This is a genomic window from Pseudomonas sp. FSL W7-0098 (assembly GCF_005930585.1).
GTDB classification, from domain to species: Bacteria; Pseudomonadota; Gammaproteobacteria; order Pseudomonadales; family Pseudomonadaceae; genus Aquipseudomonas; species Aquipseudomonas bubulae.
Genome location: NZ_RXHW01000015.1, coordinates 100,322 through 117,941, shown reverse-complemented (window position 1 = coordinate 117,941; position 17,620 = coordinate 100,322). Strand labels below are relative to the sequence as shown.

Here is a 17,620-nt window from a genome sequence, read left to right as displayed (position 1 = left end):
CGCAGCGGTAGTTCAGTCGGTTAGAATACCGGCCTGTCACGCCGGGGGTCGCGGGTTCGAGTCCCGTCCGCTGCGCCATATTTGCTTCAGGGCCCTTGAACTCCCTGAAGCTACAAAAAAAGCGACCCCAGGGTCGCTTTTTTTGTGCCCGGGATTTTGTACGGACCCAGCCATTGTGGGAGCGAGCCTGCTCGCGAAGATGCCGGACTTGCCGGATAACCGCGAAGCTCTTGGCGCCTTCGCGAGCAGGCTCGCTCCCACAGTGGGGTCGAATGCGGTTTCAGGCCGCGATCCACGATCAGACGCGACAAACTGCCCGCGATTATCACCACTTGATGCACAATACGCCCCGTACCGTTCTCTTCAGGATTTTCAATGCTTATGTCATTCCCCGTGCGTGCCGTGGTAGTCGCTCTCGTGCTGACTGGCCTGGCAGGTTGCTCGTCGAAGAAAACTGCCATCTATGAACATGAAAACTTCGATGACTCCGGTACGTTCTCGCGCAATTACCCGGTGACCGACAAGACAGCCTGCGAATCAGCGCGGCGCGCCTTGCTCAGCCAGGGCTATATCATCACCAGCAATGACCCGAAAATGATCAGCGGCCACAAGAGCTTCCAGCAAACCGGCGAAAGCCATCTGGAGATCAGCTTCAACATTGTGTGTGCCGACGATGGCGGTTCTGAGCATCACGCCACCATGTTTGCCAATGCGCTGCAGGACCGTTACGCCCTGAAGAAAGTCAACAACTCTGCCAGTCTGGGTGTCGGTGTGCTGGGTTCGGTGTCGATGCCGATTGGTTCAACCGATGATTCGATGGTCAAAGTCGCCAGCGAGACGGTGTCTTCGGCGCAGTTCTATGACCGTTTTTTTGGCCTGGTCGAAGTGTTCCTGCCCAAGCCCAAGGAAGTCGTGAAAGCGGTAAAGGCGCCGCAAAAAGCCAAGCCTGATCTGGGCGTGCCTGAGCCTGCGCCAGTGCCGACTGAAGTGATTGTGCCTGCACCCCAGCCGGTTATTGTGCCCGAGCCAGTTGTGGCGCCTGCCAGCGAGCCTGTGCTGCTGCCCCCGGCCGCAGCCGAACCTGTTCTACCTGTGCTGGAGGCCCCGGTAACGGTACCTGCAGTGGTGGCGCCAGTCACGCCTGTGGTCGAGCCTGTGACCGAGCCTGTCATCACCCCCGTACCTGCCGCCGTAGAGCCCTCCCCCGTTCAATAACTGTGCAGTAAATCTCAAAAGCTCTGCTACGTTTAATGATGAGTATTGACAGTGCCCGCGAAGGTGTCATTTTTCCTTCATGCGGGCACTTTATGCTCAGGCATGACTTAAACAAACAGACTGAAAAGGGATGCTGTATGGACGACTATCAGGAAGAGCTGCTTGAATACCAGGCTTTTGAACTGGACCCGCTGGAACCTGCCGACGATGCGACCGAGCTTTGAGCCCGGTGCAGCATCAGGCAGTCTGGCGCTGACGCCGTCGGTATTCTCCCGGCGTCTGCGCATTCCAGCGCTTGAAGGCCCGCTGAAACGCCTCGGCTGAGGCAAACCCCAACAAATAAGCGATTTCGCCGAAGGCCAGCTCCGTATCACGGATATAGGTCATGGCGAGGTCGCGGCGTGTGTCGTTGAGAATGGCGCGAAATTGCGTGCCTTCTTCGGCCAGCTTGCGGCGCAAGGTCCAGGTCGGCAGCTTGAGGCGTGCCGCCACTTCCTCCAGGTCGGGTTCGCGACCGCCATTGAGCAAAGGCCCCAGCAGTTGCGTAATGCGCTCGCGCAGGCTGCGGGTGCGGGTCATTTGCTCCAATTCGCGCTCACACAGTTGCAGCAGGTAGGCCCAGGTGCTGGGGCAGTGCTGCGGGTTGCGCAGGTCGAGGGTGGCGTGATTGAGGCGCAGCTGGTTGGTTTCTGCACGAAACTGCAGGGTCGAGCTGCCCAGCCCGTTGTAGCATTGGGCGTAATCCGGTTCGCTGAATTCGATATCGATCTGCTCGCAGCTCAAGGGCCGGGCTGCAACCGCGGACAGGTGCTGCAACCAGCCGGCAATGATCGAGTCCACCACAAAGCGGTTATAGGCGTTGTACGGGCTGATGGAGTAAAACCGCAGCCAGGCACCCTGGGCGTCTTCGTGCAGGCTTGACTGCCCGCGGTAGTTGGAGCCGTACAAGGGTTCGAAACGTATCAGGGTGCGGGCCGCTTCGCGCACTGTGGGTGCCTGGGCTGCGGTGACGCCGGCCAGGCCCACCTGGCCCAGACGGCTGAGTTGGCCCATACGCAGGCCCAGTGCCGGCTCGCCGGTCAGCATAATTGCGGCGTGGCCCAGGCGCATATAGCGCGGGATCGACAGGCGTGCCAGAGGCTGGGCCAGACGGGCCGGGTCAAGGCCGAACTGGTCGAGCAGGGGGGCCGGGTCGTGGCCGCAACTGCGCACGGCGTCGGCCAGGGACTGAACGAACCCGACCGATAGATCGCCCAGGCGCATCGGCAGCGGTTTCATCATTCTATAACCAGAGGTTCAGCAGTCGTGCACCGCTGCCAGGCTGGTCCGGGCTGGTCTGGCCGTTGCGGCTGATAAAGCCCTGGCCGGTGCTGTGCTTGTCCCAGAACTTGCCGCGCAAGAACACGGTGACGCCAGCGTTGGCGGTGCTGATGGGCAGGCTGCTGGTGAAGGTCAGGCGATGCCAGGCATCGCCCTCAGTGACTTCGCCGGGCTTGAGGCTGATTTCACTGGGCGTCGACACGCTTTTGTAACCGCCCCAGGGTTTGTCCCAGGTGGTCTTGCCGACGATAAACGCGGGCACTGCGATCAGTTGCGCGCCTTTTTCGTTCAGCGTGCGGTAGTTCTCGGGGTACCAGCTGTCGCTGCCGATCAGGATGCCCAGGCGCCCGGCCGGGGTGTCGACCACATTCAGCTCATGATCGGGGCTGGGCTGGATATAGCTTTGTTCTTCATAGGTGGGCAGCAATTGGCGCTGCGGAGTGCCGATGGCGGCACCCTCGCGGTCAAACACCACGCTGCTGTTGTATAACGCGCCGGTGCCGACCAGCAGTTTGCCGTGTTCAATGCGCGGGTCGGGCAAGGCGATGCTGCCGGCCACCAGGGTTACCCCGAACTCCTTGGCCAGGCCGCCAAACAGGGTCTGGTAATCGTCGGCCATGCTGTTGGCTTTCATGCGCAGATGAGCATCGTTGACCCGGCTTTCGCCGTCAGCGCGCAACCATGCATTGGCAAAGGCCAGCGGGTTGCTGATGGCCAGCCAGTGCATTGCTTGATTGAGGTTGGCGGCTTGATACAGCTGGTTTTTTTCACCGCGAAACATCAACCAGGAACCGATATGTTCCGGCAGTACCACTACGGTTTTGCCGTTGATCAGCCCGGCATCGCGGGCGCTGTTCAAGTAGGCCGCCAGTTTCAGATGGACCAGCGCCAGGCTTTGGTAGTCGCGGGGTGACAGGTCGGGCTCGATGCCCAGCAGGTTGCCGCGATCATTATTCACACCCTCGTTAATCGCGAGCTCGATGCGCAAGTCAGAAAGGTAGTGGCCAACATCCCGTTGCGTGGTCCACCAGGCATAACCGCCTGCAGCAGCAAAGAGGGCAATCAGTAAGGTGCAGCCAATTATTTTGCGCATATAAATAAAACAGACAGCTTTCAGCGGAATTCAATCTACAGGGTAGGCGGCGGTTGTTGGCTTGCCAAGGGGTGCTGCGCATTTGGGTTAATAATTTGTAACTTTGGGTCATTGAGTGGGGTCGGTTGAGTCTTTACTGTGCCTCAGATCAACGACGGGAGCCGCAGAGCATCCCGCGTTCCGTGATTTCGCCCGTTGTGGAGCCTACTGATGACCGCCACTCGCTACCCGCACTTGCTCGCCCCGCTGGATCTGGGTTTTACCACTTTGCGCAACCGCAGCCTGATGGGCTCGATGCACACCGGCCTGGAAGAAAAGCCCGGTGGCTTTGAACGCATGGCCGCCTACTTTGCCGAGCGTGCCCGCGGTGGCGTGGGCCTGATCGTCACGGGCGGCATTGCGCCCAACGACGAGGGTGGGGTGTACAGCGGTGCAGCCAAGCTGAGTACGGTGGAAGAGGCCGAAAAGCATGTGGTTGTGACCCGCGCAGTACACGATGCCGGCGGCAAGATCTGCCTGCAGATCCTCCACGCCGGGCGTTATGCCTACAGCCCGCGCCAGGTTGCGCCGAGTGCGATCCAGGCGCCGATCAACCCGTTCAAACCCAGGGAGCTGGATGAAGAGGGCATCGAAAAGCAGATCAGCGACTTCGTGACCTGCGCCAGGCTGGCCCAGAGTGCCGGCTATGACGGTGTCGAAATCATGGGGTCCGAGGGTTACCTGATTAACCAGTTCCTGGCGGCGCACACCAACCAGCGTACTGACCGTTGGGGTGGCAGCTACGAAAACCGCATGCGCCTGCCCGTGGAAATCGTGCGTCGCGTGCGCGAAGCCGTTGGCCCGAATTTCATCATTATCTATCGTCTGTCGATGCTCGATCTGGTGGCAGGCGGCAGCGTCTGGGAAGAGATCGTGCAACTGGCCAAGGCTGTCGAATCGGCCGGTGCGACCCTGATCAACACCGGTATTGGCTGGCATGAAGCGCGCATCCCGACCATCGCCACCAAAGTGCCCCGTGCCGCGTTCAGCAAAGTCACCGCCAAGCTGCGCGGTTCGGTGAGTGTGCCGCTGATCACCACCAACCGCATCAACACTCCGGAAATCGCCGAGCAGATCCTGGCCGAAGGCGATGCCGATATGGTGTCGATGGCGCGGCCGTTTCTGGCTGATCCGGAGTTCGTCAACAAGGCGGCTGCCGGGCGCAGTGATGAGATCAACACCTGCATCGGCTGCAACCAGGCCTGCCTGGACCACACCTTCGGCGGCAAGCTGACCAGTTGCCTGGTCAATCCCCGAGCCTGCCACGAAACCGAGCTCAATTATTTGCCGACCATTGCGGTGAAAAAAATCGCCGTGGTCGGTGCCGGCCCGGCCGGGCTGTCTGCGGCTAGCGTGGCGGCAGAGCGTGGGCATGAAGTGGTGCTGTTTGACGCAGCCAGCGAGATTGGCGGGCAGTTCAATGTGGCCAAGCGCATACCGGGCAAGGAAGAGTTCTTTGAAACCCTGCGTTACTTCAAGCGCAAACTGCAAACCACTGGTGTCGAGGTGTGCCTGAACACCCGGGTGGATGTGCAGCAACTGGTCGAAGGCAAGTTTGACGAAATCATCCTGGCCACCGGCATCGCACCGCGCACGCCGGCGATCCCGGGTATCGACCACCCCAAGGTTCTGAGCTATCTGGATGTGATCCTGGAGCGCAAGCCGGTGGGCGGTAAGGTTGCAGTGATTGGCGCGGGCGGTATTGGTTTTGACGTGTCGGAGTTTCTGGTGCACCAGGGGGTGTCTACCAGCCAGGACCGTGAAGCGTTCTGGAAAGAGTGGGGCATCGACACCGAGCTTGAGGCTCGCGGCGGTGTGGCCGGGATCAAGCCTCAGGTGCATGCCCCGGCGCGTCAGGTGTACTTGCTGCAACGCAAGGCGAGCAAGGTGGGTGACGGGCTGGGCAAGACCACTGGCTGGATCCATCGCGCCGGGCTGAAAAACAAGCAGGTGCAGATGCTCAACAGCGTGGAATACCTGAGCATCGACGATGCCGGTTTGCATGTGCGTATTGGCGAGGGCGAGCCGCAGGTATTGCCTGTAGACAATATTGTGATTTGCGCGGGGCAGGATCCGTTGCGTGAGTTGCAGGATGGCCTGGTTGCAGCGGGGCAGAGCGTGCATTTGATCGGCGGTGCCGATGTGGCGGCGGAACTGGATGCCAAGCGTGCGATTGATCAGGGGTCGAGATTGGCGGCGCAGCTGTAAAGCGCCCTCACCCTAACCCTCTCCCGGAGGGAGAGGGGACTGATTTGTGGCGTTGCGATGATCTGCTTTGGCCTTTAGCCCCCTCTCCCTTTGGGAGAGGGTTGGGGTGAGGGGCTTTGCTCTTAATGCACGATCTGGGCTAAAAACGCCTTGGCCCGCGGGCTTTTCGGGGCGTTGAAAAACTCCTCGGGCGGCGAGTCTTCAATCACCATGCCGCCATCCAGGAACAACACCCGCTCCGCCACCTGCCGGGCAAAACCCATTTCATGGGTCACGCACAACATGGTCATGCCACTGCCCGCCAGGTTGACCATCACATCCAGCACTTCGCTGACCATTTCCGGGTCCAGCGCCGAAGTCGGCTCATCGAACAACATGATTTTCGGTTCCATGCACAACGCCCGGGCAATGGCCACACGTTGCTGCTGGCCGCCGGACAACTGGCTCGGGTATTTATCAGCCTGGCTGGCAATGCCCACCTTGGTCAAAAAATGCTGGGCCAGTTCGATTGCTTTCTTGCGCGACAGGCCGCGCACCGACATCGGCGCCAGGATGCAGTTGTCGATCACACTCATGTGCGGGAACAGGTTGAAATGCTGGAACACCATACCGATCTCACTGCGCACTTTCGCCGCTTCACGGGTTGGCAGCGCCAGGTCGGTGTCGTTGATCAGGATGCGACCCTGCTCGGCGATTTCCAGGCGGTTGATGCAGCGGATCAGCGTCGACTTGCCAGAGCCGGACGGGCCGCACAGCACAATGCGTTCACCTTCGCGCACCTTCAGGTCGATGCCCTTGAGCACGTGAAAAGCGCTGTAATATTTGTTCAGCCCGGCGATATCCACGACGACCTTGCGGGTGTCAGTGACTGGCGACACAGGATGAACGTAAGCAGGTTGTGCAAGCATGGTGTGTCTCCAGTAATCAGTGAAAACGCTCGGCGCTGTAGGGCGCAGGGTCGGTGAAAGGTTTTTCCCCGGTCATCATTTCGGCCAGCAGACGCCCGCTGACCGGGCCCAGGGTCAGGCCGTGGTGGGCGTGGCCAAAGTTGAACCACAGGCCCTTGTGGCGGCTGCCAGGGCCAATCACCGGGCACATGTCCGGCAGGCACGGGCGCCGGCCCAGCCAGGGTTCGGCATCCACACGCTCACCCAACGGGTACAGGCGTTGGGCGCGCTCCTCGCAGCGGCGCAACTGGATTTCGTTGATCGGGTCATCGCTGTCGGCAAATTCGATCCCGGTAGTCAGGCGAATACCGCCCACCATCGGTGCCAGCACATAACCGCCCACTGAATCCAGAATCGGGTGCTGCATGGTGTGGCCGTCTTTGGCCGCGTAATGCATGTGATAGCCGCGCTTGATTGCCAGGGGAATGCGATAGCCCAGCGGTTCGAAAATCGCCCGTGCTTGCGGGCCGAGGGCAATCACCACTTCGTTGCCGACGATCAGGCCCTTCTGGCTCTCGACCTGCCATTGCCCGGCCGTTGCCCGCAGGCTGGTGGCGTCACCGATGACAAAGGTGCCTCCACGCTTTACAAACAATTCGGCATAACCACGGGTCAGGCCGCCCGGGTCACTGACGGTCTTGGGATCGAGCCAGTGAATGCCTCCGATCACATCGTTATGCAGGCCCGGCTCCAGGGCGTGCACCTGCTGTTCGCCCAGTACCCGGTAGTTGAGCCTGTAGTCGCTCAAGGCCGCCGCATCGCGTTGGGCCTTGTCGAAGTCGGCCTGGGTGCGATAGACCTCGATCCAGCCGCTGTCATCGATCAGCGCAGTCACCCCGGCGGGCTCGGCCAGCAAGTCGTGTTCGCTGACGCATTGTTCAATCAGCGGCAGCATGGCCCGGGTGGCCCTGGCCAGCGCCTTGGGAGCGGATTGCTGCCAGTACTTCAACAGCCACGGCCCGGCCTTGGGCAGGTGCTTGAGGCTGTAGCGCACGTCTGATTGCTGGTTGAGGCCGTAGCGCAACAGGCGCGAAAGTTCCCGCGGGAACGAATAGGGGATCACGCTGGCGCGCTCGATCAGCCCGGCATTGCCGTGGCTGGTGCCGCTGCCTGGCTGGGCGCGGTCAAGCAGCACGACGCTGCGCCCACGAGCCTGGAGTTGCAACGCGGTACTGACGCCGACAATGCCGGCGCCCAGAACGATAGTGTCGCAGTGCATAAACAAATCCTTAAAACAGGGGGCCGTGTGCGCAGCCCGGGCAATGGGCTTACTGCAAATGGCGGCCGAGGCGGCCTTCGATCAGTTTCAGGCTGCGCCGCACCACTTCCACGATCAGCAGATACAGCACGGCGGCCCACAGGTAGACCTGAAAGTCGAAACTGCGCGAAAACGCCATCTTGGTCACGCCCATCAGGTCGTAAATGGTTACCAGCGAGGCAATCGCACTGGCCTTGATCATCAGGATCAGTTCATTGCCCAGCGGGCCGATGGCCACCAGCAACGATTGCGGCAGAATGATCTTGCGAAAGGCGGTCCAGCGCGACAGGTTCAGCGCCTTGCAGGCCTCACGCTGGCCCTGGGCCACGGAGAGGATACTGCCGCGCAGGATCTCGGCCTGGTACGCCGCCGTGTTGAGGGTGAAAGCCAGCAGGGTGCAGAACCACGCATCGCGGAAAAACCACCACAGGCCCACGTCCTGCCAGAAGCCCTTGAACGAGCCGAGGCCGTAGTACAGCAAAAACAGTTGCGCCAGCAGCGGTGAGCCGCGGAAAAAGTACACGTAGGCACCGGTAAAACTGCGCAAGAAGCGGTTGCTCGACAAACGCCCCAGGGCGATCAGCAAGCCGAGCAAAGCCCCCAGGGTAAAGGAAATCGCCACCAGTTTGCCGGTGACCAGCAGCCCGTCGATAAACCGCGGGCCGTAGCGTTCCAGCAGGTCGGGGTTGAGAAACATGTTTTGCAGATCCGCCAGACTCATGGCTGCGCGCTCCGTTGATGGCGGCTGAAGTAGCGTTCAAGAAAGGCGAACAGACGCCCGGAAATCGCCGAGAAAAACAGATAGCCCAGGCAGGCGACGGTGTAGAACAGCATCGGCTCTTTGGTCACGCTGACCGCCAGGTTGGTCTGGCGCATCAGGTCCACCAGGGAAATGGTCGACACCAGCGAGGTGTCCTTGAGCAGCGACAGCCAGTTGTTCGACAGCCCCGGCAGGGCGATGCGTGCCAGTTGTGGCAGTACCACCTTGCGAAAGGTGGTGAATTTGCTCAGGCCCAGTGCCGAGGCCGCTTCGAACTGGCCCTTGGGAATGGTTTTAAACGCACCCAGCCAGATCTCGCTCGAGAAGGCGGCAAATACCAGGCTGAAAGCCACCATCGCAGCGACGAAGGTATTGATCGTCACCTGCGCGTCGTAGCCCATCATGGCGAGCAGCTTTTGTGCGGCGATCTGGCAGCCGTAATAAATGATCAGCAGGGTCAGCAGTTCCGGCAAACCGCGAAATACCGTGGAAAAGGTCGTCGCCCACGCCCGCAGCCAACGGTTTTTCGAGCGTGCCGCCACCGCCACGACCAGGCCCAGGGGCAAGCCGATAGGCAGGCAGCTCAAGGCCAGGGCAATGGTCACCAGCGCGCCGGCGAGCAACGCCGAGCCCCAGCCGCCACTGGCAAAAGAAAGAAGTGAGAGTTGATCGAGCATGCTCGAATCCCCGGGCAAAAGTGGGCCGAAATTCAGCCACTGCGCACGTTACGTGCGCAGGGCAGGGTCATTGGCAGGGAGGCCCTCAAGCGAGGGCAGGCGACTCAGTAAATGTCGAAGTCGAAGTACTTGCTGCTGATCTTTTTATAGGTGCCGTCAGCCACGATTTCGTCCAGCGCCTTGTTGAAACGCTCGCGCAGCACGGTATCGCTCTGGCGTACGGCAATAGCGGCGTCGGCATTGGTGCCGTTAACGTCACCGATGATTTTGCAGCAGTCGTCGCTGGCCTTGTTGATCCATTCCAGCAGCGGGAATTTGTCGGCAATCACCGCATCGACACGGCCGTTTTTCAACTCGGCGTTGGCCTCGTCCAGGGTCGGGTACAGGTTGAGCTTGGCGCCGGCTTTTTCGTAGTGATCTTCGGCGTAGATGCCCTGGGTTGCAGCGCCCTGGGCACCGATGGTGCGGCCCTTGAAGTCGATCTGCGCATCGGTGATATCAGAGTCTTTAGGCACGGCGATCGACAGCGGGGTGCGGTAGTAGTGATTGGTAAACGCGATCTTCTTTTTGCGTTCATCGGTCACGATCATCGACGCGACGATGGCGTCGTATTTTTTCGCCATCAGCCCCGGGATAATACCGTCCCAGTCCTGGGCAACGATCTTGCATTGCGCGTTCATGCGCTCGCACAGGGCATTGGTGATGTCGACGTCAAAGCCGGACACCGTGCCGTCCGAGTTGGTGGTGTTGAAGGGAGGGTAGGCGCCTTCGGTGGCGATAGTCAGCGTGTCGGCCTGAGCGTTGGCTGCAACGGCGGCCATCAGTGCGCATGCACTTGCAAAGCGAATGACGTATTTCATCTAGCACCTCGTTTTATTGTTTTGATCCGGGTGAGGATGTGTAGCCCACGAACTCATTGTGTAAGGCCGCGGTTGCCTCAAGACGCTTTTCAACGTCAGGCCCCAGTTGTTTGCACACTTCATTGATCAGCAAATGCACCAGCGACAGCATGGCCGCGGTGGACTCCCAGAACAGGTTGAACTCGGTGGGCACGCGAAACACTTCATTGGCGCTCTGGTCGGCCCAGTCGCAGAAGGTATCGGTGACCAGCGTGACTTCGATACCGGCCTCGCGTGCCTTGCGGCACAACAACTGGGCGTGGCGCGAGTAGCGACGGGCTTCAAACACCACCAGGGCGCAGTCTGCGGGCGGGCACAGCAGTACATCGGCGTAATGCCCGGCGGCGCCGTCGACCAGCTGCACGCCATCGCGCAGGTATTGCAGTAAATGCACCATCGAGGCGGCGATTCCGCGCTCGGTCTGGAAGCCTGCGACAAACACCTTGGGCCGCGTGGCCAGGCGCTGGCTGACGGCACGCCACTGCGGGGTGAGGCTGTATTCGTAAACCTTGACCAGCGCCCCGACTTCCAGCTCGAAGCTGCGCGGCAGGGCCTGCGGGCTCTGGCTCGACTGCTGGCGGAATTCTTGCAAGCGATCACCGACCAGCCACGGGCCGTCGCCCAGGTCGTCCTTGAGATCGTTTTTCAAATCCTTGAAATGGCTGTAGCCCAGGGCACGGCAAAAACGCCCCACACTGGACTCGCTGACCCCCAGTTTGCTGGCGATGTCGGCGGCGGTCTGAAAGGGCAGCTCGTAGAGATTGGCCAGCATGTAGCTGGCAATCGCCCGGCCCGAGGGGGCGGCGGTTGACAGACTGCTTTCAAGGCGTTGTTTAATCGGCTGGCTCACGACTGCTTCCTGTTTTTATTTCAGCGCGCTGCAGAAAGTGAATGTTTTCTGTCATTAAGTCAACAATTGACAGAGAACTGTCATCGAAGGATAGTTTGCCTCAGACAAAAATAATCAGACTGGAGCCCCAGAATGTCATCCACGCAGTCGCTTTCCCTCGCCGAATTGACCGCCTTGCTGCAACGGATTTTTGAGCGTCATGGCACCTCGCCGGAGGTTGCCGGGGTACTGGCGGACAACTGCGCCCGGGCGCAGCGCGATGGTTCCTATAGCCATGGGGTGTTCCGCATTCCGGGTTATCTGTCATCACTGGCCAGCAACTGGGTCAATGGCCAGGCGGTGCCGGTAGTAGAAGACGTTGCCAGCGGGTTTATCCGCGTGGATGCGGCGGGGGGCTTTGCCCAGCATGCATTGGCGGCCGCCCGCGAGTTGCTGGTGGCAAAAGCCCACAGTGCCGGGATTGCGGTGCTGGCGATTCGTAACTCCCATCACTTCGCCGCGCTCTGGCCGGATGTCGAGCCGTTTGCCGAAGAAGGCCTGGTGGCCTTGAGCGTGGTCAACAGCATGACCTGCGTAGTGCCTCACGGTGCACAAAAACCGTTGTTTGGCACCAACCCGATTGCCTTTGCCGCACCCTGTGCGGATGGCAATCCGATCGTATTCGACCTGGCCACCAGTGCGATTGCCCACGGCGACGTGCAAATTGCCGCACGTAAAGGCCACTCGTTGCCTGCCGGCATGGGCGTAGACAAGCAGGGTGAGCCCACTGAAGACCCGAAAGCCATCCTCGACGGCGGCGCTTTGCTGCCTTTTGGCGGGCACAAGGGCTCGGCGCTGTCGATGATGGTCGAGTTGCTGGCGGCGGCGCTGACGGGGGGTAATTTCTCGTTTGAGTTTGACTGGTCGAAACATCCGGGTGCACAAACCCCGTGGACCGGCCAATTGCTGATCGTGATCGACCCGAGCAAATCTGGCGGCAACAGCTTTGCCCAGCGCAGCGCAGAACTGGTGCGGCAGATGCATGCAGTAGGGCTTGAGCGCATGCCGGGTGACCGGCGCTTTATCGAGCGGGCCAAATCGTTGAGCGAAGGCATCCCGCTGGGGGCTGAAGAGCTGGCCAAATTGCGTGAGTTGGCGGGGTAACTGCGCCAAGGATCCGTTTGGTAAACGCCGCTAAACCTGTGGGAGCGGGCTTGCTCGCGATAGCATCACCGCGGTTTGCCAGATAACCGGCGTGGCCTGCATCGCGAGCAAGCCCGCTCCCACAATCCGCCTGCGCGCATCAGGTTTGGGGAGTGGCTTACAACGCCAGAAACTGCCGTATCAGATTGGGCGTACACCCCGTCCAGCGTTTCAGGGCGCGGCGAAAGTTCGCCGGGTCGTTGAAGTTCAGGTACTCGGCCACCGCTTCATTGCTCAGCCCCTTGATCTGGTAAAGATACAGCGCCATATGCTTGCGCGCCTGATCCTGCTGGGCCTGAAAGTGGGTGCCGTGCTTGTTCAGTTTGCGCTTGAGGGTGGCCTGGCTCACCGAAAAATGCTGCGCGGCCTGCTCAAGGCTCGGAGCCTCCCGGGCATTGTTGCGCAAGTACACATACAGCCGGTCAAGCAGGCTGGCGCGAAAGCCCAGGCTGTGCAACTGCTCCTGTGCCTGTTGATAGGCCACTTGGCGGGCAATGGCCGAGGCATTCGGCCAGGGCCGGGTCAGGTATTCACGGGGCAGGCGCATCATGTCCAGCTGGCAGCCAAACTGGGTGTTCTCCCCCAGATGTACCCAGTACTGCTCCACATAATGCGGCTCGGCATGGCTGAAACTGCATTCCCACGGCAGGCGCTCGCCACTGAGCCACTGACTCATGGCCATCAGCGCCGTCATACTGGCCTCCAGTACAAAACGCAATTGCTCCTGGGCCCCACAACTGTCGAGCCAGTACACATAGGCGTATTTGTCGTCCAGCAACAGCCGCGGGGTGAGCAAGGGGCTGAGCAGGGCGCGGTGATGAATCAGGGTTTCCAGGGCCTGCTGCAGGTTCTGTGCCTGCTGCAGGGCGTGGCTGGCCGGGCCGTAATGCCCCGGCCACAGGCGCTGGCCAAACAGAAAACTGCTGTCATCGGCTTCGAGTAAGCGTTGTGCATTGGCGATCAGGGTAAAACACTGCTGGGGGCTGAGACGCGTGTGCCCGGCGACGATGTCCTCGTAAAACAGCCCGGTACCGCGCAGCAGGCGATGGCTGTCGATATCCCGCGACAACGCCAGATCAATCAGGGTCGCAGGTTGATAGTGCCCGGCAATAAAGCGGCTGTCGGCTTCGTACCAGCGGCTGTCCAGGGTCATGCGCGTTTGCTCCGTGGCGGCTTGGCCCGCACCAGTGTCAGGTTCAGGCGCTTGAGCAGCTCATCGGGCGCTTCGTTGACGGCCATCACCACCGCGGTAGTGGCCGACAGATACACCCGTTCACCCTGTTGGCGGGTTTTGTGGGCCAGGCTCTGTACCGCCTGCTGCAGTTCCAGCGCCAGCAGGCGGGCCTGACTCTCGCCGGTATTGGGCAACAGCACCACAAAACGGTCACCGGCCAGCCTGCAGAGCAGATCGTGGCGACGCAGGTTGAGCAGCAGCAACTGGCTGAGGGCCTGCAACACGGCATCACCTTCGGCGTGGCCGTAATGCTGGTTGATGGACGTGAAATCGTCGATATCCAGCGCCAGCAGTGACAGCGGCTGTTGCTGCTCGACGCTTTGCGCCAGGCAGTCGCTGACCTGGTGCTTGAGGTAACCGGCGCCGCCCAGGGGGGTGAGTTTGTCGAACAGCCGGTGCTCGCGAAATACCCGCTCGCGCTTCTCCATCTGTTGATTGATAGCCTGCTGCTCGCGGTGCCAATGAAACAGGCCGATGGTCAGCAGAATCATGCCGACGGGCATGGGTGCCGACTCCATCCAGTGATCCCAGCCAATATGTTTGGGCAGGCGGATAAACTCGTCGAGCACATCCACCCACCAGGAAAAAAACATAAAGCACAGGCCGTACGCCAGGTAGTTGGTGACCCGCCCGGTGGGCCGGCTTTTAATCACCAGCCCCAGCCAGAACAGCATAAACAGGGCGGTGCCGCCTTCGCCGAAGATATCCAGCCAGTGCCATTCTCTGAAGGCCTTGGGCGTGCCGAATGCCAGGTTGAGCAGTACCGCGGCATTGGCGGCCAGCAGCAGTAAACCAAGCTTGTAGCGATGGTGTTTAAGGACGTTTAACCAAGTCATCACAGTTCTACCCAAACCTATTGCCGGTCAGCAGAGCAGAGCGGTGTGACAACTGTATGACGGGGCTTGCGGGTCGAATCAGCTCAGGTGTGTGGTGAAAAAAAAGTTAAACGCAAGCTCGTGGTTGCCCCCGATTTCGTAGCAGCTGCCGAAGGAACGAGGCTGCGTTCGATTGCGCAGCACTCGTAAATGCGGGGTGTCGGACTGACCTTAAATACCGCACAACCTGATTTTACGACGACTCCGTCGTCGAACGCAGCCTCGTTCCTTCGGCAGCTGCTACGGGGGGCGATCCTTTCGTAATCAGGTCAAATCAGCTCATTTACCCCTTTCTCACTGCTTGAAACCTTTTGTTTCGGGCGTTTCGCCGAACACTGTCACAGCGCTGTCATCCGCCGACCCTAGCTTTCGCTCCCAAGTTGTCGGGCCATTTGCCCGGCCTGACGTGCGATTTTGGGGGAGCACCAACATGTACAAGTGTCGCAGCAAGGCGCAGTGGGTCGGCTTTACGGTCAGTGCATTGGCCCTGGCAATCGCCAGCGAACGTTTGAGCGCCGCCGAGACATCGGCCATCGGTGCCACTGAACACGTCGAAGTAGTCGGTCAGGCCGTCAGCCTGGACAAGGCACTCAAGCAACAACGCAACTCGGACACCATCGAAAGCGTGGTGCATGCCGATGGCGTGGCGCAGTTGCCCGACGCCAACGTGGCCGAGGCGGTACAGCGCCTGCCAGGTATCAGCATTGAGCGCGATCAGGGCGAAGGCCGCTTTGTCAGCGTGCGTGGCCTGGGCCCGGACCTCAACAGCGTGACCATCAACGGCACCCTGGTACCGTCCCCGGAAAGCGCCCGCCGCGCCGTGGCCCTGGACGTCTTGCCCTCGGAACTGGTGCAGTCGCTGTCAGTGATCAAGACCCTGACCCCGGATATGGACGCCAACTCCCTGGGTGGCACGGTAGACGTACAAAGCCTCTCGGCCTTCGACCATGACGGCCTGTTTTTCACCGGCAGCACCGAGGCCGGGTACAACAAGAACAGCCACAAGACCAGCCCCAAGGTGTCGGGCGCCATCAGCGACCGTTTCAGCCTGGGTGACGGTGTCGACAACTTCGGTGTGGCCGCAGCCCTGAGCTGGAACAAGCGCGACTTTCGCTCCGACAACGTCGAAACCGGCGGCGACTGGGACTTCACCGATGGCGCCCGTCTGAACAGCTTTGAACAGCGTGTTTACGAGATCAGCCGCGAGCGTGCCGGTGGCGGCCTCAACTTTGATTACAAGCCCGACGACGACACCAGTCTGTACCTGCGCACCCTGTACAGCCGCTTTGAGGACAACGAAACCCGCAACTCCACCGCCTTTGAATTCTCCGACCCCCAGGCCGAAGACGAGGTGGGTAAAACCAAGACCAAGCGCAAGCTCAAGCAGCGCGAAGAAACCCAGGAAATTCAGTCCTACGTATTCGGCGGCGAACGCACCATGGGCCTGTGGACCCTCAGCGGGCAGGCCGGTTACAGCGAGTCCAGCGAAGACAATCCGGGGGGCATCGCCGGCGCAACGTTCAAGGGCAGCTCGAGCATTGGCAACGGCGGTTTCTACGACACCGAAAAGCCCCGGCCGATCATCGGCGCAGGCTTTTATGACCCGACCAACTTCAGCCTGGACAAGGTGGACTGGCAAGAGCAGCACACCAAGGACACCGAGAAAAATATCCGCCTGGACCTGGCCCGCGACTACGACGTGCAGGGCTATGCCTCCCAGGTCAAGTTTGGCGGCAAGGTCAGCCGGCGCAACAAGGACAACGACCTCAATGCCTGGACCTACAAGGACTTCTCCGACCTGGGCTTCAGCGACGAGCAACTGAGCCTCAATGCGTTCAACAAGGGCAACCTGCACTACAACCTTGGCCAGTACGGCCCGGGCATCAGCGGCGGGGCGATCAAGGACCTGATCGGCGGCCTCAACCGCGACGACTTCTACAACGAGCAGGACTCGCGGGCCAATGACTTCAAGATGCGCGAAGACATCAATGCGGCCTACCTGATGAACACCCTGGATATCGATGACTGGCGCTTTATCGCCGGCATGCGCTACGAGGGCACCGAGTTCGAGGCCAAGGGTACGGGCGTGCGCGATGGCGTCTTTGCAGAGCAAAACACCCGGCGCGATTACCACCACTGGCTGCCGGGCCTGCATGCGCGCTATCAGTTGGCGAAAAACACCCAGGTGCGGGCGGCCTGGACCAACACCGTCGTGCGCCCGACCTTTGGCCAGCTAGCCCCGGGCTTTGTTATCGAAGATGACAAAGCCGAGTTCGGCAACCCCAACCTCAAGCCGCTGGAATCGAGCAACTTCGACCTTGGCATCGAGCACTTTATGGGGCAGGCGGGCACGGTGTCGGCGTTCCTCTTCTACAAAGACATTAAAAACTTCGTCTACAACAACGACCTGGCGGGCAGCGGCGAGTGGGTCGACTTCACCGAAGCCCACAGCTATGCCAACGGCGACAGCGCCAAGCTCTATGGTCTGGAACTGGCCTACTCGCAAAAATTCGACTGGCTGCCGTCACCCTGGAACGGTTTGATCCTGGGCGCCAACAGCACGTTCAGCCGCTCCAATGCCAGTATCAAGGGCGTTGACGCAGCGACCGGAGCCAGCCTCAAGCGCGATATCGATTTGCCCAACCAGTCCAAGACCGTCGGCAACCTGATGCTCGGCTGGGAAGACGACAAGCTGAGCCTGCGCCTGTCGGCCAACTACAAGTCGGACTACCTCTACGAACTGGCCGGGGTCAACGACAAGGCCCATGACACCTATGTCAATGCCCAGACCTTTGTCGACTTCAGTGCCCGCTACTCGCTGACCAAGAACCTGCAAGTCAAGTTCGACGCCCAGAACCTTACGGACCAGCCGTACTTCACGTACAGCGGCAACAGCCGCTTCAACAACCAGTATGAAGAATACGGTCCGACCTACTCACTGGGCCTGACCTACACCCATTTTTAAGGCTTCGATGCCCCCCCTTGTGGGAGCGAGCCTGCTCGCGAAGGCCGTAAGTGATGTTGAGACCTTCGCGAGCGGGCTCGCTCCCACTGAAGCGCCTT

The 17,620-nt window shown here is 60.5% G+C and carries 15 protein-coding genes and 1 tRNA gene; 6 read left to right on the top strand and 10 right to left on the bottom strand.

Annotated features, from left to right (window positions below):
* The first annotated feature begins 1 nt into the window (after position 1).
* From FHL07_RS22590 to FHL07_RS22580, 3 genes are all read left to right on the top strand, one after another.
* A tRNA-Asp gene (locus FHL07_RS22590) sits at positions 2–78 on the top strand.
* A gap of 297 nt (positions 79–375) precedes the next feature.
* Positions 376–1,215: a DUF2242 domain-containing protein gene (locus FHL07_RS22585; RefSeq protein WP_095026923.1), complete on the top strand. Its 840-nt coding sequence runs from the start codon at positions 376–378 to the stop codon at positions 1,213–1,215.
* Positions 1,216–1,250: 35 nt separating this feature from the next.
* Positions 1,251–1,439: a hypothetical protein gene (locus FHL07_RS22580; protein WP_095026922.1), complete on the top strand. Its 189-nt coding sequence runs from the start codon at positions 1,251–1,253 to the stop codon at positions 1,437–1,439.
* Between the two features lie 13 nt (positions 1,440–1,452).
* Here FHL07_RS22580 and FHL07_RS22575 read toward each other — a convergent pair whose 3' ends face one another.
* Both FHL07_RS22575 and FHL07_RS22570 read right to left on the bottom strand, forming a co-directional pair.
* Complete coding sequence (locus tag FHL07_RS22575; protein ID WP_095019774.1) at positions 1,453–2,493, bottom strand: AraC family transcriptional regulator; 1,041 nt, start codon at positions 2,491–2,493, stop codon at positions 1,453–1,455.
* Between the two features lie 4 nt (positions 2,494–2,497).
* A complete protein-coding gene (locus FHL07_RS22570) occupies positions 2,498–3,628 on the bottom strand; it encodes a carbon-nitrogen hydrolase family protein (protein WP_095025746.1) in 1,131 nt (376 codons plus the stop codon).
* Between the two features lie 210 nt (positions 3,629–3,838).
* Here FHL07_RS22570 and FHL07_RS22565 point away from each other — a divergent pair, with 210 nt between their 5' ends.
* Entirely contained in the window at positions 3,839–5,875 is a 2,037-nt protein-coding gene (locus FHL07_RS22565; protein WP_095000606.1) for an NADPH-dependent 2,4-dienoyl-CoA reductase, read from the top strand.
* Between the two features lie 122 nt (positions 5,876–5,997).
* Here FHL07_RS22565 and FHL07_RS22560 read toward each other — a convergent pair whose 3' ends face one another.
* From FHL07_RS22560 to FHL07_RS22535, 6 genes are all read right to left on the bottom strand, one after another.
* A complete protein-coding gene (locus tag FHL07_RS22560) occupies positions 5,998–6,783 on the bottom strand; it encodes an amino acid ABC transporter ATP-binding protein (RefSeq protein WP_095019760.1) in 786 nt (261 codons plus the stop codon).
* A 16-nt stretch (positions 6,784–6,799) separates the two neighbouring features.
* Positions 6,800–8,041, bottom strand: a complete 1,242-nt coding sequence (locus tag FHL07_RS22555; RefSeq protein ID WP_095000604.1) for an FAD-dependent oxidoreductase — start codon at positions 8,039–8,041, stop codon at positions 6,800–6,802.
* Between the two features lie 49 nt (positions 8,042–8,090).
* Positions 8,091–8,801: an ABC transporter permease gene (locus tag FHL07_RS22550; protein WP_016780525.1), complete on the bottom strand. Its 711-nt coding sequence runs from the start codon at positions 8,799–8,801 to the stop codon at positions 8,091–8,093.
* Positions 8,798–9,517, bottom strand: a complete 720-nt coding sequence (locus FHL07_RS22545) for an ABC transporter permease (RefSeq protein ID WP_095019762.1) — start codon at positions 9,515–9,517, stop codon at positions 8,798–8,800. The genes FHL07_RS22550 and FHL07_RS22545 overlap by 4 nt, the downstream gene beginning before the upstream one ends.
* A 104-nt stretch (positions 9,518–9,621) precedes the next feature.
* Complete coding sequence (locus FHL07_RS22540; RefSeq protein WP_095026921.1) at positions 9,622–10,377, bottom strand: transporter substrate-binding domain-containing protein; 756 nt, start codon at positions 10,375–10,377, stop codon at positions 9,622–9,624.
* A 13-nt stretch (positions 10,378–10,390) separates the two neighbouring features.
* A complete protein-coding gene (locus tag FHL07_RS22535; RefSeq protein ID WP_095024524.1) occupies positions 10,391–11,266 on the bottom strand; it encodes a MurR/RpiR family transcriptional regulator in 876 nt (291 codons plus the stop codon).
* Between the two features lie 132 nt (positions 11,267–11,398).
* Here FHL07_RS22535 and FHL07_RS22530 point away from each other — a divergent pair, with 132 nt between their 5' ends.
* Positions 11,399–12,409, top strand: a complete 1,011-nt coding sequence (locus FHL07_RS22530; protein ID WP_138738930.1) for an Ldh family oxidoreductase — start codon at positions 11,399–11,401, stop codon at positions 12,407–12,409.
* 157 nt (positions 12,410–12,566) lie between these two features.
* Here FHL07_RS22530 and FHL07_RS22525 read toward each other — a convergent pair whose 3' ends face one another.
* Entirely contained in the window at positions 12,567–13,601 is a 1,035-nt protein-coding gene (locus FHL07_RS22525; RefSeq protein WP_095026919.1) for an AraC family transcriptional regulator, read from the bottom strand.
* Positions 13,598–14,518, bottom strand: a complete 921-nt coding sequence (locus FHL07_RS22520; RefSeq protein WP_095026918.1) for a GGDEF domain-containing protein — start codon at positions 14,516–14,518, stop codon at positions 13,598–13,600. The genes FHL07_RS22525 and FHL07_RS22520 overlap by 4 nt, the downstream gene beginning before the upstream one ends.
* Positions 14,519–14,987: 469 nt before the next feature.
* Here FHL07_RS22520 and FHL07_RS22515 point away from each other — a divergent pair, with 469 nt between their 5' ends.
* A complete protein-coding gene (locus tag FHL07_RS22515) occupies positions 14,988–17,522 on the top strand; it encodes a TonB-dependent receptor (protein ID WP_095026917.1) in 2,535 nt (844 codons plus the stop codon).
* Positions 17,523–17,620: the final 98 nt, after the last annotated feature.